Source organism: Bacillus hominis (assembly GCF_030348325.1).
GTDB lineage: Bacteria > Bacillota > Bacilli > Bacillales > Bacillaceae_G > Bacillus_A > Bacillus_A hominis.
This window is the reverse complement of sequence record NZ_JAUCFS010000005.1, coordinates 4,898,439-4,917,127: the sequence shown is the minus strand read 5'-3', so window position 1 is coordinate 4,917,127 and position 18,689 is coordinate 4,898,439. Positions and strand designations below refer to the sequence as shown.

Genomic DNA, 18,689 nt, shown 5'->3' with positions numbered 1-18,689 from the left:
AGGTAAGTATTCAAAAACACTTCACGATAAAGTGAAGGGAAGAATGCAACCTGAAGGGTTTTTTATAGAAAAAAGAGAACAATTTCAGGTTGGGCTCAATCAGCGGCCGAATAATATGGTCAGCTTTCATAGAGATAAGCGGCTCTAAAGTAATAACGAAACCGCTTTCAATAAGTCTATTATCCATTGGATCATAAGCTTAGAATGTGGTGTGGTATCTCATGTGATTTAAGATCAATGACCATGTTCCGTTAAGTTTTGGATGAATGCATAGCCATTTTTATGGCTAATTTAGAAATAGTATTTTGTAAAGCTTTGCTCGTGAGTAGCTGCATCAGCGTTTGTTTCAGGAATAAAAGCATTTGTTCCTAAAATAACTGTTAAAGCTAACACAACTGCAAGAATAATTTTTTCATAGTAGAAAGCCTTCTTTATTAGATGTAATTACTATTATTACAATTTTCATTCTACATGGTAATACAATTACATTAATATATTACGTTTTATATTATACACTATAAATCGTATAATTAATATACTTAAATTGATGCATTAGGATTTTTTTTCGGGTAATAACGCTATGTAATAAATATGCTTTTATACATATTTATTTTTCCTTAATAAAAAGCCACCGATTAATCGGTAGCTTGAAATAGTGTTAAGCGGCTTTTTGTCCTGTTTTCACGTTAGGTTGAAGGCTATTATAGACACCTGTACCAATGACTTCTAACGCCATTTTCATACGTTCTGGTGAAATGTTCTCAAATACGTTATCTTGAGGCGTGTGATATACCTTTTCGATATGATAGATTAATGGATTCCAACTATCGACACCCATCCAAATAAATAGTGCAGAAGGAATACCAACTTCAGCAAATGGTACGTGATCACTAGAGCCAAATTTCCCTTGAAGAACGAGATCATTATTTAATTGTTTACCTGCTTGTAAGACAGCATCTGTTACAATGTTTGCTGAGCCATCAGGAGTCATTGCATATAAATTCTTTGCTTTATCATAATTTGTTGCAACCATGTCTGCGTTAAAGACACCTAAAATTCGATCGCGTTCTTTTTGGGACAGACTATTAACATAATAATCAGAGCCAAGTAAGCCAGTTTCTTCAGAACCAAAAGCAATAAAACGAATTTCTTTATCAGTTTCTACATTTTGAAAAGCGCGAGCCAATTCTAATACTAATCCCGTTCCAGAGGCATTATCATTTGCTCCAGGTGCTCCAACGACACTATCGTAGTGTGAACTTACAACGACAGCCTTTTCATTACCTGTACTATTTTTTGGTTTCTTTTTTGCGATGACATTTAAGGATGTTAAATTAGATTCATGTCTCGCTTTTAGGGAAAGAATGGTTGTCTCCTTTTTAGCGATTTCTTCTTTAAATGCATTTCCTTGAGCATAAGCAAGACCGAAGACAGGGATAGACTGTTTTTTAGTTAAGCGAGGATTGAAAGTTTGTCCATAGTTTCCACGTCCACCAATTAAGCTGTATAAAAGAACACCTTTTGCCCCTTTGCTAACAGCATTTTCAACTTGTTTATTATAATCTGCTACTGTTGCACCTCTTTCGAATAAAACAATTTTTCCGTTTACCTCATTTGGAATATCATCTAATTTTGTTCCACCTTGAACAAAGATAAGAGGAGCTGTAACAGCTTCTGTAGAAATTAGCGCATTGGGAGCAGCGCCAGCTTGCCAATTTCGTTTTGTGGATAATGGTGATTCGATAAATCCAACGTATTGATCCGGTACTTGAAAGGGCTGATATTCTACTTCATAGCCCATTGATTTAAGTTGCATACCAACGTAGCGAGAGGCCCATTCTTCTGATTTTGTACCACCTGGACGGGGACCGATTGTTTCGGATAAGAAACGGATATGCTCGATGGCACGGTTTGCATCAACTTGTTTTGTAATAGGTGGAGTCTGTGTAATTTCTGACGTGGAATCAGCTTTTGCTTGTCCGATTGGAGCTAAGCTAACGGCGAGTGATACAGCAAGCAAGGAGCTTACTATTTTTTGTTTCAGTGATTTTCTCATTTTTTCCTCTCCCATTCTTCTATTCTCTCTGACTGACAAAAGAAGACGGATAACGACTTTATCCCGCTATTTTGGGGCAGTAAGACCCTCATCTCAAAATTCAACTGTAAAGCAAAGAAGCTAGATGGGAGTCGGGCTGCCCGTAAAAGCCCGATTGGTGAAGGCTAATAATCAGTGAGGGATGGATAAAGCCCTCACTGATTAAAGTTTCACTTTATCTTACCTTTATATGTCTGAATTTTCAATAATTGCATGTTGAGAAATAAAAAACGCTATATGCACATTTACATATTTTTAGCGGATATATGTATGCTATCATTTTAAATGAAGGATCGCTTTCTGCTTAGAAGGCTCCTACATTGCATGAATCTAGTGTACCCAAACTTTAGATTATGTAGGGAAAAGAGATCCGTTATAGGGTTTCTTTTCTTTTGTTTGAATCATGTGATGGTAAATATGTTTCCGCATTTCATAATTATCATCAGTGATATATGTAAGGCATCCATATGAAAATACGAGGCTGTTCAAGAGTTTTCCGTACTTTTGGACAGCCTCACCCCGTTAAAAAGGTGATACTTTGATGTATCACCTTTTTATTTGTATAAGCTTTTTGTTTATAGGGATGTTACATACTTAAAAATAATAAAAAACAGCCGATTTAGTAGAAGGAACCTACAAAATGGCTGTTTTTCTATTATAGTTGAGTTAAAATAATTGGCTCGCCACGAGTGACAACAACTGTATGTTCACATTGTGCAACAAGGCTTTTATCTGGTGTAACGAATGTCCAACCATCATCACCGCGCTCAATAATATGATCAGCTTTCATAGAGATAAATGGTTCTACAGCGATAACAAGACCATCTTTTAGAAGCGCATTATCCATTGGATCATAGTAGCTTAAAATGTGGTTTGGAGCTTCGTGTAAGCTAAGACCAATACCGTGACCAGTTAAGTTTTGGATTACGTTATATCCACTTTTATGTGCAAAGTTAGAAACAGCACGACCAATTTGATTTTGTTTTGAGCCAGCTTTTACTTTTTTCATTGCTTCCCAAAAAGAGTCTACTGCTGCTTGGCAAAGTTTTTCTTTTTCTTCATCTTCTCCAAGAACAAATGAGATACCTGTATCTGCATAATAGCCGTCAAGTGCTGCCGATACGTCTACGTTCACTAAATCGCCTTCTTTTAATACGCGATCGCTTGGAATGCCGTGAGCAACTTCTTCGTTTACACTAATGCAAGTTACACCTGGGAATTTATATTCTTTTTCAGGCGCTGAAATAGCACCGTTCTCGTCTAATACTTTTTTACCAATTAAATCAAGCTCTTTCGTTGTCATACCTGGCTTCGCTTGTTTTTTCATTTCTTCGCGTGCAAGTGCAACGATGCGGCCGATTTTTCGTAAACCTTCTAAATCTTGTTCATTACGAATAATCATGAAAACCACTGTCCTTCCTCGAATATATGTCTTATCCGATTGTATCATGTTTATTTTTGTACTGCTACTCGTCGCGTGAGGTATGCGGGTTGATTCCTCTCATAAAGAATACATGACAATTGTCATATGGATGTCATGACGCATCATACTGTTTCCTAACTTTTCCAGCACATACAATGTAAATATAAGAAACGGCGGGGGTGGAGAGATGGAAAAGATTATTGAGGTAAATGGTGTTTCTAAAACATTTAAACATAAAAAAGCAGTAAATAACGTTTCATTTCATGTGAATAAAGGGCAAATAGTAGCATTGCTCGGCCCGAATGGTGCAGGGAAAACAACGACAATTTTGATGATGCTCGGGTTGAAAAATCCGACAGAAGGGAATGTTTCTATATTTGGAAAGAGCCCGAAGCATAGAGATGTTCGTAATAGCCTCGGTGCGATGCTACAAGAAGTAAGTGTAATTGACAGCATCACGGTAGAAGAGGCAATCGAGTTATTCCGTAGTTATTATACGAACCCTGTAGAGAAGGAAACATTACTGCAGGTATCAAACTTAGAATCAGAACGAAAGCAAAGATGTGAGAAATTATCGGGTGGTCAAAAGAGAAGGTTAAATTTTGCGCTGGCACTTGCAGGAAATCCAGAGTTATTATTTTTAGATGAACCAACTGTAGGGATGGATATCACGTCTCGAAAAACATTTTGGGAAACGATTAGAAAGTTAGCAAGTGAAGGGAAAACGATTATTTTAACGACACATTATTTAGAAGAGGCGGATGCGTTAGCAGATCGAATTTTATTATTTGCGAATGGGAAAATCATTGCAGATGGTACGCCAGATGAAATGAAAGCGACGATTTCTCGAAAAACGATTTCATTTTATTCGAAAGAAAGTATTCCTATGGGCTTGCTAAAGGAATTGCCGAATGTAACAGGAGTACAGTCAAATGAGGGACGATTTATTTTAACAACGGAGGATACTGATGCCACGTTACAAGCAATTTATCAAAAGAACTTACCTGTAACAGATATTTCAGTTGAACGCGGAAGTTTAGATGAAGCATTTGAACAGTTTGTCGCAAATCAGAAGGGGGAAATCGCATGAGAGCACTATGGATGCAATGTAAAATAGAGATTTTACGTACGTTCCGCAATAAATTATTTATCTTTTTCTCATTATTAATGCCAGTTATGTTTTATTACATCTTTACAAATGTTGTTCAAGTCCCGCAGAACGGAGATGCTTGGAAAGCACATTATTTAATTTCAATGGCGACTTTCAGTATTGTAGGAACTGCACTTTTTAGTTTCGGTGTGAGACTTTCTCAAGAAAAAGGGCAAGGGTGGACACATCTTTTAAAAATCACACCACTTCCAGAGGGGGCATATTTAGCAGCTAAAATTATTGCTCAAACAGTAGTGAATGCTTTTTCAATCTTAGTTATTTTTATGGCAGGAATATTAATTAATAACGTCGAGCTAACGATAGGCCAATGGATTGGTGCAGGATTATGGTTATTATTAGGCGTGACACCATTTTTAGCACTCGGAACAGTAATAGGTTCAATTAAGAAGGCGGATGCAGCTACTGGATTAGCAAATATTTTAAATATGAGTCTAGCTGTAATCGGTGGATTATGGATGCCAATTGAAGTATTCCCAAAAGTATTAAGATCTATCGGTGAATGGACACCAACATACCACTTCGGAAGCGGGGCATGGGATATTGTAGCTGGAAAATCAATCGGCTGGGAAAATATCGCGGTACTAGGAGGTTATTTCCTTATATTTGTTGTAATATCAATATATATAAGAAAAAGACAGGAAGCGGTATAAATGATAGAGAAGAAGTTTGAGATTTTTCCGAAACAGATGGGTTTCTTCCCGTATATGTGGCTCGTGTATTTGTTATTTCCAATTTATAATTTAACACAAGTATCAGGGTGGAAGCTTGTGATAGGAAGCGGTATGTTGATAGTTTTTATCGTCACATACCGTCAACTTTATTTCGTTCAAAAGACGTTCATTTTATGGGCATGTATTCAAATGATACTAACCTTTTTATTTGCCTTATTTTATAATCCTTTCATGATACTTTTTGGATATTTCACGGCGAGTGCGATGGGATTTGCGCCAAGTAAGAAAGCGTTTCGTGTGCTGTTAGGTTTATTAGTTGTAATGCTTGGGGCTTTTATATTTGTAAATGTTAATCAACTAACAATCCCGAGTTTAGTGAATATAGTTCCAATGTTTATTTTAATGCTACTTACACCATTTGGAATGCGTAACTTTAATCAAAAAAAGATGTTAAAGAATCAACTAAACGAAGCAAACGAGCAAATTAAAGACTTAGTAAAACGTGAAGAACGTCAGCGAATTGCAAGAGATCTTCATGACACATTAGGACACACACTATCTCTTATTACTTTAAAAAGTCAGCTCGTGGAGAAATTGATTGTGAAGAACCCAGAACGCGCAAGTATCGAGGTGAAGGAAATTACACAAACATCTCGTACCGCTTTAAAACAACTGCGAGAGTTAATTTCTGATATGCGTATGATTACAGTGGAAGAAGAACTTGAGCAAATAAAAGTGATTTTACAAGCAGCTAATATCGAATTAGAAATAGAACAAGAGGCGAGCGCGAGTTCGTTATCACCAATTGAACAAAATATTTTAGGAATGTGTTTACGTGAGGCAGTGACGAATGTTGTAAAGCATAGTAAGGCGACGCGGTGTATGGTCTCTGTATTAGAATCACAAGGTGAGTTGATTTTAAAAGTGGGAGATAATGGTGTTGGGTTAGAGGCTCAAAATAATGATGGAAATGGTATTCGTGGTATGAAGGAGAGAATTGCACTTATTGATGGAATAGTTGAATTGGATACGATTAATCCCGGGACGCTGTTAACGGTGAAAGTTCCAATTGTAATTAGAACAGGAAAAGATGAGGTGAGGGCATGATTCGAATTATTATTGCAGAAGATCAGCGGATGCTTCGAGGTGCGTTAGGAGCCCTACTTGATCTAGAAGATGATATTGAGGTAATTGGGCAAGCTGCGAACGGTGAAGAGGCGCTAAAATTAATCGAATCGCTAAAGCCGGATATAAGTATTATGGATATTGAAATGCCAATTCAAAGTGGTTTAGATGTTGCTGAAACGTTAAAGAAAGAAAAATCCTCGTGCAAAGTAATGATTTTAACAACATTTGCGCGTCCTGGTTATTTTGAAAGAGCGATGAAAGCTGGTGTACACGGATATTTATTAAAGGATAGCCCGAGTGAAGATTTAGCTTCAGCAATTCGCAATGTTATGAAAGGGAAGCGAGAGATTTCTCAGGAGCTAATGTTTGGCTTATGGCAGGAGCAAAATCCGTTGTCAGATCGTGAAAAAGAAGTGCTTTTACTTGCGAAAGAAGGAAAGACTGCAAATGAAATTGCGAAGGCACTTTATCTTTCTCCTGGGACAGTTCGTAATTACATTTCTGAAGTATTAACGAAGCTCGATGCGAAAAATAGGATTGAGGCAATTACAATTGCGGAAGAAAAGGGATGGATATAAAAAGAAGTTTACCTAAGAGTGGTAAACTTCTTTTTTCTTATAAACAAGTATTTCAATAGAGAGTTTCGTCGCAGTCGCATAGCTCAGAATTTGAAGTATATCGCGTAATTTAGATTTTACTTCATTTTTCGACAAAAAATTTGTTATAGTAAGATTAGGTTGTTGGTCTAAATTTTGGACAACTTTACCACTAACAGTTGTAATTACTCCATTTTTATCTACTTTTACAATAAGATCTTGGCCATATACTTTATAATTTTTGTAAGTTTGTGCAAGGCGAACTTCGGTTTTATTTTTTTTTGTATCTTTATTTGTAGGTTGGGAATCTACATTCATTTCAGTTGTCACTCACTCTTGTTGAGCTTTAGCCTCATTTATCTCACCCTTTAAATACTTTTTCGCCATATATTTTTGTATCATTTTGAGGTTGTGTTAATTTTTAAATCGTTAAACTAGGCTGAGCAATTTCAACGTTTACTTCATTTCTATCTAGTTCTTGGGTGTGAATAGCTTCTGCTGATAAAGGATAAAGAAGACCGAATGTAACGAAAGCACGGGCAAATTTTCTATAATTTATCTATAAAATTACTAGTCTATTATATTATGTGAGATGGATTGTATGAAAAATTCGCCGAATTTTATATATATTATGCATTATTTCATATCAAAAATTGTCGAATTCACATTATTGTAGTGGTATGACAACTCAAAAAATTAGATTGTTATAATGGGATGGTGAGTAAGTATGCACGCAGAAAAACTAGGAAGTGAAATTAAGAAAATTAGGGTGATGAGAGGATTAACACAAAAGCAGTTATCCGAGAACATATGTCATCAATCGGAAGTGAGTCGAATTGAATCGGGCGCGGTATACCCAAGTATGGATATATTGCAAGGTATTGCAGCGAAGTTACAAGTTCCCATTATTCATTTTTATGAGGTACTCATTTATTCTGATATTGAGAGGAATAAGCAATTAAAAGATCGAATTATTATGCTTTGTAAGCAAAAGAAATATAAAGAAATTTATAATAAGGTATGGAATGAGTTGAAAAAGGAAGAATATCATCCCGAGCTTCAGCAATTTCTTCAATGGCAATATTATGTAGCTGCTTACATATTGAAAAAAATCGATTACGAATATTGTATTTTAGAATTAAAGAAATTGCTCAATCAACAATTGGCAGGAATAGATGTATATCAGAACCTTTATATTGAAAACGCAATTGCAAACATTTACGCTGAAAATGGCTATTTTAAGAAGAGTATTGAGTTATTTGAAAATATATTAAAACAATTAGAGGCATTACATGATAATAAAGAGTTTGATGTGAAGGTGAGACATAATCATGCAAAAGCATTATACTTAGACAATCAATACGAAGAAGCGCTTTGTCACGCAAATAAAGCCATTGAACTATCGTGTCGAATTAATAGTATGACATTGATTGGACAGTTATACTATCGAAAAGGTGAATGCCTAGAAAAGCTCGAGTGTGATAGAGCAGAAATTGAAGATGCTTACGAAAAAGCGTGCTTCTTTTTCGATATATTAGGAAACCATACGTTAAAAGAATCAATTATAAAAAAAATGAAGAAATAAAAAAAACAAAAAACAAATATGCATAATTGCATAAGATGTGGATAAATTTTCATGATATATTTAAAGAAAAAATGCGGGTGATGGAATATGAAAAAACTACTTATTGGTAGTCTATTAACGTTAGCGATGGCATGGGGTATTTCATTAGGAGATACAGTTTTAGAGAAAAATCAAGTAATTTCTTATAATGATCAAGAGATACAAGTAGCTTCAGATGTACCTTTTGAGTACTAAAAAACAACCGTCTTACTTAGACGGTTGTTTTTTTGTGGAGTAACATCCAAACGTCTTTACTAGAAACCGGTTTACTAATAAAGAATCCTTGAATGTGGTCACAATCTTGTTCATGTAAAAATTCCCATTGTCCCTCTGTTTCTACACCTTCAGCAATAACTTCTAAATTTAGTTCTTTTGATAGTGTAATAATGGAAGCGATAATCGCTTCTTCTAAAGGACTATTTGTAATACCACAAATGAATTCTCGAGCAATTTTTAATGTGTTGATTGGATATTTTGTTAGATAGGCTAAGGAACTATAACCTGTTCCAAAGTCATCAATTGAAATTTGGATACCGAGATTTTGAAGTTCTTCTAGTTTAGCAATTACAGAATGATTTTGATTAATCGCGATACTTTCTGTAATCTCAATATCTAACGCTTCTGGTTTTAGTTCTGTTTCTTCCAAGACTTTTGAAATAGTTGATATTAAATCTGCGTGATTAAATTGAACAACAGATAAATTTACACCAACTTTTAAGTGAGAAAAGCCTTGGTTATGCCATTTTTTTGCTTCCAAGCAGGCTGTATGTAAAATCCAATTACCAAGTTCAATAATAAAGCCTGTTTCTTCAGCTAGAGGAATGAATTGGACAGGTGATACAATTCCGAGTTTGGGATGTTTCCAGCGAATTAACGCCTCAAAGCCGATAATTTGTTTTGTTTTTGTATTTACTTGCGGTTGATATTCAAGGAAAAATTCATTTTGTTGTAGTGCTTTTGAAAGCTCACCTTCAAGGAAGTGTATTTCGTTTTGAGCAATACTCATTTCTTTTGAGAAGAAAATGAATCTATTTTTTCCATTAGCCTTTGCTCGATACATAGCCATATCAGCATTTTTCATTAATTCGGTTACGTCGGTTCCGTATTCCGGATACATCGCAATTCCAATACTCGGTGTAACAGAAAGTTCTTCATCTTTAATAAAGTAAGGCTTATTTAAGGTAGTTAAAATTTGTTCAGCTATAAAAGAAGCACTTTTTTCAGAGTACATATCTGGTAATAGAATCGTAAATTCATCTCCGCCTTGGCGGGCAACGATATCCTTTGAACGCAAACATCCACGTAATCTTTTTGCTACTTCAATTAATAATAAATCCCCGACATCATGGCCGAGTCGATCGTTAATTTTTTTAAATCGATCTAAGTCGAGGAACATGACCGCAACGTCATTAGTGGTGTTTTTAGCTGTATTTAAAATCGTTTTTAAATCTTTTTCGAATTTCCGGCGATTTGGTAGTCCTGTAAGTGCATCATGGAAAGCCATATGCTCTACTTGCTTTTGTTTTTCATATAAAGTTGTAATATCACGAGCGATACAAAACATTCCAACAACTTCCTTATTTATAAAAATAGAGATGGATGTAATGTGAAGGTAATAATAATATCCTTCTTTTTCTTTTGTACGAATTTCTAGCGTTTGTGGTCTGCCTTCTTTTGTCATTTGTAAAGATTTCTTCAATAATTCATGATCTTGTGGATCAATGAAGTGTAGAAGAGAATAGCTTGTTACTTCACAATAATAGGCTGTAAATAAACTTTCACAAGCCTTATTAGATTGTTGGAAAATCCCGTTCATATTTAAAGAAAAAACAGCATCAGGATGATCTTCGAATAAAGATTTATAACGTTGTTCACTTTTTGATAGGGCAGATGCACCTTCTTCGACTTTTCCTTCTAGTTGTGTAGTCAACTGTTCATACGTATCGATTAATACTTGATTATCTTTCCACATGTAAAGTTGTCGCAGGAATAATAAGATTAGTGATAATACTAGACCGATTAGCATGAACTTATCATCCCAAGGCTGAATAACAATAAAGGAAAAAGTAATGATTATACTAAAATAAGGTAATATAAAGCGTACATAATCGAATCGATAATATTTCATTTTCGTTTTATTTTGTATTGGTTTATCTACAATGTACAGTATGGACGATAAACCAATTAATAAAATTGAAGCAGTGTGTATTAAATAAGAGACTTCAGAAGATGTTTCCATGCCTAAGTTTAGCTGAAGCAGGTGTATATATCCGTAAACAAGTATGATAGTAAAGCCGATAATTAATGATATTCTACTAGAAGAATATCGCTCTCTCCTATATAGGCTAATAACGGCGTAAATTACTAATGATTGTGCGATAAAATACCCAATCAAAAGCCACATGTCCTTCGTCAACATACGAAAGCTGGAAATATCTAAAATAAAGGTTAAGGTAAAATAAATATTCATAATAACAATGAATATGCTATCGAATGAAAATTGAGCAAGCCCTCTAATGGAGTAATGTTTTATAAACTTTATAGTAAAGCCAGAAAAGAGCAAAATATATTGTATGATGAAAAAAGGTAGTGCTTTATATGAGAATATAACTTGATCATAAATAGAAAGTGCATGAAGAAATAAGGTTATTTCCATAGCTAGTCCACATAGGCAAGTACATAGTAGTAAAACCCAAAATAATTTGTCACCGTGCGTCATCTTCTTAATTGATTTATATAAGCAATAGCAAGAAAAGATTGCAGCAAAACAAAATAAGAAGAGAATTCCAATTTCTTTTATATTTAAATCCTTAGGAATAAGGAATATCCAAAGAGAAAATATAATTATATACATCATGACAAATTGTACATATTTTTTCTGATTAATCATATTATAACTCCGTTTCAATAAAGTTGAATCACAGGGGAAAAATGCTAATTTAAATAATAGCATATAAATTGGAGTATTTTTCACTATAGGAATTACTTTTTTTTGAAAAAATGGCGCAACGTTACAAATTACCATTGTAACGTTGCGCCATTTTTTCTTTTTATTCCCCTTATAGAAGAAATTTCATCTATTAACTGAATAAGTGCTAAATCCTTTTGTTTACTTTCAATCATAATATCGAAATTATGATCAATTTTTTTTGCAATGTGTAAAAAAGGTTTAATAAAGTCTAAATCAATGTAATCTGAGTGGGCCCTAAATTCTTTTTCTGATTTAGGAGAAGAAATATGAACTTTAGGAGGGACCTTTGTATGTGACCAAGTTTTAAATATCATAGGAAGTAATTCTTCTAGCGGTTCATTACAAAGGTTCGCTATGTGATGATGATAATCGAACACGAAAGGGATTTTTTCTTTTTGACAAATAGCCAAAGTTTCAGAAGTTGTATATGTTTTATCATCATTTTCAAGAGTCATTTGTCTTTTTATATGGTAAGGGAGTTTTTGTATATTTTCATGAAAACGTTCGATTGCCTGCTCCTTATTTCCATACGCGCCACCTACATGGATATTAATGTAGGAAGAATCTGCAATTCCCATAGCATTTAACACGTTATAATGATAGGTCATATCTGTAATTGCATTAGTTGTAATATGTGGTTTGTCGCTTGTAAATAGTGTAAATTGATTTGGGTGAAAACTTACGCGTAAATTGTGTTCTTGAATTAATGCTCCTATTTTACGCCATAGTGGAGCAAATATTTGAATGTAATCAAATTCAACTTCAGGATGTGTTGCAAGCGGAACGATAGAAGATGATAAACGATATAATGGAATTTCGTGTGCAATATTGTAATGAAGGATGCGTATTGTGTGTTCTAGATTTTGTAGTGTGACATTATATAATTTATCTTCACGCTCCTGTTGTTTTAGTTTTTGCCAGCTTGTAAATGTCATTGTTTTGGCAGGCGAACAGTCCCATAATGCCATAGCATGTGAGACATATCCAAATCGCATTATCATATGTGATGCACCTCTTTAGCTCTTGAAATTTCCCTATAAAAAGAACGCGAGTATCGTTCCTATCCATTCCTTTCCTCTATCAATAATGGAGAGAGGGCTGACATCTTCAAAGGAAAGTAATGAGGAGCGCTCCAAATCTTCCTCGAATTTGCTTTTTACTTCTTGTATGAAATGTTTATCGTATAAAAGGCAGTTGATTTCATGGTTAATATATAAACTTCTCATATCAAAATTAGCAGTTCCGATATCACAAATATGATCGTCTACTATAATAATTTTTGCGTGGAAAAATCCTTGCTGAAAAGCGTAAATATTACAACCAGCTTGTATTAATTTTCGGCAGTATGGGAATTTTGCTTCTCGAACGAGGGCGTGATCAGCTTTTTGTGGAACGAGAATAGTTATTTGAATCCCACGTTTTCGTGCTTCTAATAATGCGTTCATAATTTTTTTTCCAGGAATAAAATATGGTGTACCGATAAAGAGTTCTTTTTTCGCGCTTTCGATTAAATGTAAAAATGTATTTTGTAAATAGGCACCATCAGTAGGGATGAAACGATGTAGAACGGTCCCTAGTTGTTGCGTAGGAAAATAAAGAGATGAATCTAATAAATTTTGGTCTGTATCGTCGAGCCAATCATGTAAAAATTGTTTTTGTAAATCTTGTATCCCTTCTCCTGTAAGGCGCAAATGATAATCTCTCCATAACCCTAACCTTTGATTATGCCCTAAATATTCCTCACCAATATTAAACCCACCAATATAACCAATTTTCCCGTCAATAACTGTAATTTTTCTATGGTTTCTTTGATTTGCAGAAAAGAAAGGAAAAGGAAATTTTACTTTGTGACAAAATGAAAAAGAAACACCATGCTTTTGTAGGGAGTAGATTACTTCTTTTGATAAATAATGACTTCCAAACCGGTCGAGTAAAAGTCTTACTTCAATTCCCTCTTGTGCTTTATCGATAAGTAACTTTAAAAACTTACGACTTATTTCATCGTTTTTTACAATAAAAAATAAAACGTGCACATGGTGTTTAGCTTGTTTTATATCAGTAAAGAGAGCATCGTACAGATTATTTCCGTATGTATAAAGGCGAAAATCACTTTGACGTAAAGGGAAAGAACGAGAACGTACACGCTTTAAATGAACAATTCTTCCATATGAAAGGTCGATTATAATCCAGAGAGCGCTGCCTAATAACAAGAGAGATAAGAAAAACATAAGTAAATTCCCTCCTTCACGGTCTTTTCACCATCAATTTTTTACAAATCAAAATTTCACTTTATCCCACTATTTACGGGCTAATAATCAGTGGGGGATGAACAGCCCCGCTGATTAAAGTTTCACTTTACCCCGCATTAACGGGCAGTAAGCCTACTACCTCAAAATTAGGCTTACTCAAAGGAGTCAGGCGGGAGGCAACAGCCCGTAAAAGCCCGATTGGTGTGGGCTAATAATCAGTAGGGAATAAACAGCTCCCTACTGATTAAAGTTTCACTTTATAGTTTCACCGAAATAAACAGCTTTATGAAAAAATGTGTTGTTGTATAACAAAAAACTGTTGACTGAATGCTCACTCATTATATAATGGGAATAGGGGATATAATTCAGAAAATTATATATTTTCAAAGATTCTAAAAAAAGAAAGAGGGCTTACAAAGAGAGGGGTAGCATAAAATGAATAGCTTACTAATCATTAATTGGCTGGCTGCCATTGCTGTTATTGCTTATGCGGGATATTTGTTTGTATATCTTATACGAACGAGGATGGCCTACATACAACTAGGAAAAAAGATCGAATTTGACCGTCGTTTTAAAGAGCGTTGGGATCTTCTTAAGGTCAATGTTTTCGGTCAAAAAAAGCTGCTGAAGGATAAAAAGAGCGGCATCATTCACGTTATGTTCTTTTACGGATTTATTCTTGTCCAATTTGGAGCAATTGACTTTGTTTGGAAAGGACTCGCACCAGGATCGCATCTTCCACTTGGACCACTATACCCTGCATTTACATTCTTCCAGGAAATTGTCACACTTGTTATTTTAATTGCAGTCTTTTGGGCTTTTCATAGACGCTATGTTGAAAAGCTTGTTCGTTTAAAACGTAATTTCAAATCAGGTCTTGTTCTTATCTTTATCGGTGGCTTAATGATTTCTGTGCTACTTGGTAATGGGATGGGAATTCTATGGCACGGTGAGGAGCTTTCATGGAGTGAACCAATTGCTTCTGCAATCGCTTACGTTTTCTCAGGGATAAATGAAACCGTAGCCATTTCAGTATTCTATTTCTCTTGGTGGGTGCATCTATTAATCTTGTTAACGTTTTTAGTTTATGTTCCACAATCAAAACATGCGCATTTAATTGCTGGACCAGTTAACGTGTTTTTTGGTCGTCTTTCAAATCCGGGAAAACTTGAAAAAATCGATTTTGAAGATGAAACACAAGAAACATTCGGTGTTGGTAAAATTGAAGACTTTAGACAAAATCAACTTATCGATTTATATTCTTGCGTCGAATGTGGTCGTTGTACAAATATGTGTCCGGCAACAGGAACAGGGAAAATGTTATCACCGATGGATTTAATTTTAAAACTTCGTGATCATTTAACTGATAAAGGAGCGGCGGTAACATCAAAAGCACCGTGGGTTCCGGTTGTCGCTTTTAATAATACACAAGGAAATCAATTAGCGATGATGGCAGCTGGAAAAGGGCAGCAAGAATCAGCAGCTACAGCGCTAGCTTACGATCCGAGTTTAATCGGAGATGTTATTACAGAAGAAGAGATTTGGGCATGTACAACGTGCCGTAACTGTGAAGATCAGTGTCCAGTTATGAATGAGCATGTTGATAAAATTATTGATTTACGCCGCTATCTTGTTTTAACAGAAGGAAAAATGGACGCGGAAGCACAGCGCGCGATGACAAACATTGAGCGTCAAGGAAACCCATGGGGTCTGAACCGTAAAGAGCGCGAAACATGGCGCCAAGGTGATGATGAAGTAACCGTTCCAACTGTGAAAGAGAAATCAAAAGCTGGCGAAGAGTTTGAATACTTATTCTGGGTTGGATCAATGGGTTCGTATGACAATCGCAGTCAGAAGATTGCGATATCATTTGCGAAGCTAATGAACGAAGCAGGCATTTCATTCGCGATTCTTGGTAATAAGGAAAAGAACTCTGGAGATACACCGCGCCGCCTTGGAAATGAATTTGTATTCCAAGAGATGGCGACAAAGAATATCGAAGAATTTGAAAAAGCAGGAGTGAAGAAAATCGTTACGATTGACCCTCATGCTTATAACACATTTAAAAATGAGTACCCGGACTTTGGCTTACAAGCAGAAGTCTATCATCATACAGAATTGTTAGCCCAGTGGGTGAAGGAAGGACTTTTAAAACCTGTTCACAGTATTGAAGAAACAGTTACGTACCATGATTCCTGCTATTTAGGAAGATACAACGAAGTATATGAAGCGCCACGTGATATTTTAAAAGCAATTCCAGGTGTAAACCTTGTGGAAATGGCACGTAATCGTGAAACAGGAATGTGCTGTGGTGCAGGTGGCGGCTTAATGTGGATGGAAGAAACAACAGGTTCTCGTATAAACGTTGCTCGTACAGAACAAGCACTAGCTGTGAAGCCATCCATTATCGGTACAGGATGTCCATATTGCTTAACTATGATTAGCGATGGTACGAAAGCAAAAGAAGTGGAAGAAAAAGTTCAAACTCTTGATGTAACAGAGATTTTAGAACGCTCTGTTATTGGACAGAAGAAAGAAGCAATGTAATTTGTAGGAATGAATACAACTTTAGAAAGAGGTGCAATAATTGCGCCTCTTCTCAACGTAGGAATACCGAGCGAGCGCTCAGCGCTAATAAAGAAAATGGGGGAAATAAACATGAGTAAAACAGTTATTTTAAGTGCTGCAAGAACACCAGTTGGAAAATTTGGAGGAACTTTAAAAGATGTGAAGGCAACAGAACTTGGAGGAATCGCAATTAAGGCAGCACTTGAAAGGGCGAATGTTTCCGCTAGTGATGTTGAAGAAGTTATATTTGGAACGGTTATTCAAGGCGGACAAGGACAAATTCCATCGCGCCAAGCAGCGAGAGCGGCTGGAATCCCTTGGGAAGTGCAGACTGAAACGGTGAATAAAGTTTGTGCGTCGGGGCTTCGTGCAGTTACTTTAGCGGATCAAATCATTCGTACTGGCGACCAATCACTGATTGTAGCTGGTGGAATGGAATCGATGAGTAACAGCCCTTACATTTTACGAGGGGCAAGATGGGGATACAGAATGGGTAACAACGAAGTTATCGATTTAAACGTTGCAGACGGTTTAACATGCGCATTTTCAGGTATACACATGGGTGTTTATGGCGGAGAAGTTGCAAAAGAGGATGGGATCTCTCGCGAAGCACAAGATGAATGGGCATATCGTAGCCATCAACGTGCGGTTTCAGCACATAAGGAAGGTCGTTTTGAAGAGGAGATTGTACCAGTAACAATTCAGCAAAGAAAAGGCGATCCTATCGTTGTGGCTAAGGATGAGGCGCCACGCGAGGATACAACGATTGAAAAATTAGCGAAATTAAAGCCTGTTTTTGATAAGACGTCGGCAGTGACAGCTGGTAACGCTCCTGGACTAAATGATGGCGGTGCTGCGCTTGTATTAATGAGCGAGGACAGAGCGAAGCAAGAAGGAAGAAAGCCATTGGCGACAATTTTGGCGCATACGGCGATTGCAGTAGAATCGAAGGATTTCCCAAGAACACCAGGTTATGCAATTAATGAATTGCTGAAAAAGACAGGTAAGACAATTGAAGACATCGATTTATTTGAGATTAATGAAGCATTTGCAGCGGTAGCAATTGCGAGTACTGAAATTGCAGGGATCGACCCAGAAAAATTGAATGTAAATGGCGGCGCAGTGGCGATGGGGCATCCGATTGGAGCAAGTGGAGCACGTATTATCGTTACACTTATCCACGCACTGAAGCAGCGCGGCGGCGGAATTGGAATTGCTTCTATTTGTAGCGGTGGCGGTCAAGGTGACGCAGTGATGATTGAAGTTCAATAATTAAGATTAGATTAGAAGATATATAGTTTATTAAAAATTAAGGGGGAAGAAAGAATGGGTGTACAAAAGATTGTTGTAATTGGTGCAGGACAAATGGGATCGGGAATCGCGCAAGTATGTGCAATGGCAGGATATGATGTGAAAGTGCAAGATTTAAAGCAAGAGCAATTAGAGAGAGGGCTAGCTGTTATTTCGAAAAATTTAGCCCGTCAAGTAGAAAAAGGCCGTATGAAGGAAGAAGAGAAAGAAGCGACTTTAAATCGTCTTACATGGACGCTCGATTTCAATAGTGTCAAAGAAGCTGATCTTGTTATTGAAGCGGCTGTTGAGAAAATGGATATTAAAAAGAAAATTTTTGCGAATCTAGATGAAATTGCTCCAGAACACGCAATTTTAGCGACGAATACGTCATCTCTACCAATTACGGAAATTGCAGCGGTAACGAAACGTCCGGAGAAAGTAATCGGCATGCACTTTATGAATCCAGTTCCAGTTATGAAGCTCGTTGAAATTATTCGTGGTTTAGCTACAGATGATGCGGTGTATGAAACGATTGAGGATATTACGAAAAAGATTGGGAAAGTTCCAGTTGAGGTAAATGATTTCCCAGGGTTTGTATCGAACCGTATTTTATTGCCGATGATTAACGAAGCGATTTATACGTTATACGAAGGAGTAGCGACGAAAGAAGCGATTGATGAAGTAATGAAACTCGGTATGAATCATCCGATGGGACCACTTACATTAGCTGATTTTATTGGTTTAGATACGTGTTTATACATTATGGAAGTGTTGCATGAAGGATTAGGAGATAGTAAATATCGCCCATGTCCATTATTACGTAAGTATGTAAATGCAGGATGGTTAGGACGTAAAACGGGTCGTGGTTTCTACGTTTACGAATAAATTCCTCCCTTTATT

15 protein-coding genes and 1 pseudogene are annotated in these 18,689 nt (G+C 36.1%); 9 read left to right on the top strand and 7 right to left on the bottom strand.

The features are described 5' to 3' along the window. Positions 1-109 precede the first annotated feature (109 nt). The 3 genes and pseudogenes from QUF93_RS28155 to map form a co-directional block, all read right to left on the bottom strand. Positions 110-288 (bottom strand): annotated as a pseudogene (locus tag QUF93_RS28155) (type I methionyl aminopeptidase); the annotation flags it as partial. A gap of 370 nt (positions 289-658) precedes the next feature. Then, the gene (locus QUF93_RS28150) at positions 659-2,056 is read right to left on the bottom strand and encodes a M28 family metallopeptidase (RefSeq protein ID WP_289360877.1); all 1,398 of its coding nucleotides are present in this window, start codon (positions 2,054-2,056) and stop codon (positions 659-661) included. A gap of 694 nt (positions 2,057-2,750) precedes the next feature. Continuing rightward, positions 2,751-3,545, bottom strand: coding sequence for a type I methionyl aminopeptidase (gene map, locus QUF93_RS28145; RefSeq protein WP_078179533.1), 795 nt, complete (start codon positions 3,543-3,545; stop codon positions 2,751-2,753). Between the two features lie 160 nt (positions 3,546-3,705). Here map and QUF93_RS28140 point away from each other — a divergent pair, with 160 nt between their 5' ends. Genes QUF93_RS28140 through QUF93_RS28125 form a run of 4 tightly spaced genes read left to right on the top strand, consistent with a single transcriptional unit; the run spans position 3,706 to position 7,066 of the window. After that, positions 3,706-4,608: an ABC transporter ATP-binding protein gene (locus tag QUF93_RS28140; protein ID WP_289375955.1), complete on the top strand. Its 903-nt coding sequence runs from the start codon at positions 3,706-3,708 to the stop codon at positions 4,606-4,608. Then, on the top strand, positions 4,605-5,339 hold the full coding sequence (locus QUF93_RS28135; protein WP_002123729.1) for an ABC transporter permease: 735 nt from the start codon (positions 4,605-4,607) through the stop codon (positions 5,337-5,339). Before QUF93_RS28140 ends, QUF93_RS28135 begins: the two co-directional genes overlap by 4 nt. After that, positions 5,340-6,467, top strand: a complete 1,128-nt coding sequence (locus tag QUF93_RS28130) for a sensor histidine kinase (RefSeq protein WP_289360876.1) — start codon at positions 5,340-5,342, stop codon at positions 6,465-6,467. Beyond that, positions 6,464-7,066 carry a response regulator transcription factor gene (locus QUF93_RS28125; protein ID WP_002123732.1) on the top strand — a complete coding sequence of 201 codons (603 nt, stop codon included), beginning with the start codon at positions 6,464-6,466 and terminating at the stop codon, positions 7,064-7,066. The genes QUF93_RS28130 and QUF93_RS28125 overlap by 4 nt, the downstream gene beginning before the upstream one ends. A 12-nt stretch (positions 7,067-7,078) precedes the next feature. Here QUF93_RS28125 and QUF93_RS28120 read toward each other — a convergent pair whose 3' ends face one another. Then, positions 7,079-7,402, bottom strand: coding sequence for a bacillolysin (locus tag QUF93_RS28120; RefSeq protein ID WP_289360875.1), 324 nt, complete (start codon positions 7,400-7,402; stop codon positions 7,079-7,081). A 409-nt stretch (positions 7,403-7,811) separates the two neighbouring features. Here QUF93_RS28120 and plcR point away from each other — a divergent pair, with 409 nt between their 5' ends. Both plcR and QUF93_RS28110 read left to right on the top strand, forming a co-directional pair. Beyond that, positions 7,812-8,669, top strand: a complete 858-nt coding sequence (plcR, locus tag QUF93_RS28115) for a transcriptional regulator PlcR (RefSeq protein ID WP_000542930.1) — start codon at positions 7,812-7,814, stop codon at positions 8,667-8,669. An 87-nt stretch (positions 8,670-8,756) separates the two neighbouring features. Further along, positions 8,757-8,903, top strand: coding sequence for a quorum-sensing peptide PapR (locus QUF93_RS28110; protein ID WP_000734736.1), 147 nt, complete (start codon positions 8,757-8,759; stop codon positions 8,901-8,903). 16 nt (positions 8,904-8,919) lie between these two features. On the opposite strand, the gene QUF93_RS28105 is transcribed toward QUF93_RS28110, so the two are convergent. The 3 genes from QUF93_RS28105 to cls form a co-directional block, all read right to left on the bottom strand. Continuing rightward, positions 8,920-11,598, bottom strand: a complete 2,679-nt coding sequence (locus QUF93_RS28105) for a DUF4084 domain-containing protein (protein ID WP_289360874.1) — start codon at positions 11,596-11,598, stop codon at positions 8,920-8,922. A 128-nt stretch (positions 11,599-11,726) separates the two neighbouring features. Continuing rightward, positions 11,727-12,680: a UV DNA damage repair endonuclease UvsE gene (gene uvsE, locus QUF93_RS28100; RefSeq protein WP_289360873.1), complete on the bottom strand. Its 954-nt coding sequence runs from the start codon at positions 12,678-12,680 to the stop codon at positions 11,727-11,729. Between the two features lie 33 nt (positions 12,681-12,713). Beyond that, on the bottom strand, positions 12,714-13,907 hold the full coding sequence (gene cls / locus QUF93_RS28095) for a cardiolipin synthase (protein WP_289360872.1): 1,194 nt from the start codon (positions 13,905-13,907) through the stop codon (positions 12,714-12,716). 456 nt (positions 13,908-14,363) lie between these two features. Between cls and QUF93_RS28090 the strand changes: the two genes are divergently transcribed. The 3 genes from QUF93_RS28090 to QUF93_RS28080 are packed head-to-tail and all read left to right on the top strand — an operon-like array spanning position 14,364 to position 18,674. After that, a complete protein-coding gene (locus tag QUF93_RS28090; protein ID WP_289360871.1) occupies positions 14,364-16,475 on the top strand; it encodes a (Fe-S)-binding protein in 2,112 nt (703 codons plus the stop codon). 9 nt (positions 16,476-16,484) lie between these two features. Continuing rightward, entirely contained in the window at positions 16,485-17,768 is a 1,284-nt protein-coding gene (locus tag QUF93_RS28085; protein WP_128281730.1) for an acetyl-CoA C-acetyltransferase, read from the top strand. 54 nt (positions 17,769-17,822) lie between these two features. Next, the gene (locus tag QUF93_RS28080) at positions 17,823-18,674 is read left to right on the top strand and encodes a 3-hydroxybutyryl-CoA dehydrogenase (RefSeq protein ID WP_289360870.1); all 852 of its coding nucleotides are present in this window, start codon (positions 17,823-17,825) and stop codon (positions 18,672-18,674) included. Positions 18,675-18,689: the final 15 nt, after the last annotated feature.

Coding starts and splice junctions, on each gene's coding strand:
- QUF93_RS28150 (WP_289360877.1), bottom strand. CDS start 2,056: ATGAGAAAATCACTGAAACAAAAAATAGTAAGCTCCTTGCTTGCTGTA.
- map (WP_078179533.1), bottom strand. CDS start 3,545: ATGATACAATCGGATAAGACATATATTCGAGGAAGGACAGTGGTTTTC.
- QUF93_RS28140 (WP_289375955.1), top strand. CDS start 3,706: ATGGAAAAGATTATTGAGGTAAATGGTGTTTCTAAAACATTTAAACAT.
- QUF93_RS28135 (WP_002123729.1), top strand. CDS start 4,605: ATGAGAGCACTATGGATGCAATGTAAAATAGAGATTTTACGTACGTTC.
- QUF93_RS28130 (WP_289360876.1), top strand. CDS start 5,340: ATGATAGAGAAGAAGTTTGAGATTTTTCCGAAACAGATGGGTTTCTTC.
- QUF93_RS28125 (WP_002123732.1), top strand. CDS start 6,464: ATGATTCGAATTATTATTGCAGAAGATCAGCGGATGCTTCGAGGTGCG.
- QUF93_RS28120 (WP_289360875.1), bottom strand. CDS start 7,402: ATGAATGTAGATTCCCAACCTACAAATAAAGATACAAAAAAAAATAAA.
- plcR (WP_000542930.1), top strand. CDS start 7,812: ATGCACGCAGAAAAACTAGGAAGTGAAATTAAGAAAATTAGGGTGATG.
- QUF93_RS28110 (WP_000734736.1), top strand. CDS start 8,757: ATGAAAAAACTACTTATTGGTAGTCTATTAACGTTAGCGATGGCATGG.
- QUF93_RS28105 (WP_289360874.1), bottom strand. CDS start 11,598: ATGATTAATCAGAAAAAATATGTACAATTTGTCATGATGTATATAATT.
- uvsE (WP_289360873.1), bottom strand. CDS start 12,680: ATGATAATGCGATTTGGATATGTCTCACATGCTATGGCATTATGGGAC.
- cls (WP_289360872.1), bottom strand. CDS start 13,907: ATGTTTTTCTTATCTCTCTTGTTATTAGGCAGCGCTCTCTGGATTATA.
- QUF93_RS28090 (WP_289360871.1), top strand. CDS start 14,364: ATGAATAGCTTACTAATCATTAATTGGCTGGCTGCCATTGCTGTTATT.
- QUF93_RS28085 (WP_128281730.1), top strand. CDS start 16,485: ATGAATACAACTTTAGAAAGAGGTGCAATAATTGCGCCTCTTCTCAAC.
- QUF93_RS28080 (WP_289360870.1), top strand. CDS start 17,823: ATGGGTGTACAAAAGATTGTTGTAATTGGTGCAGGACAAATGGGATCG.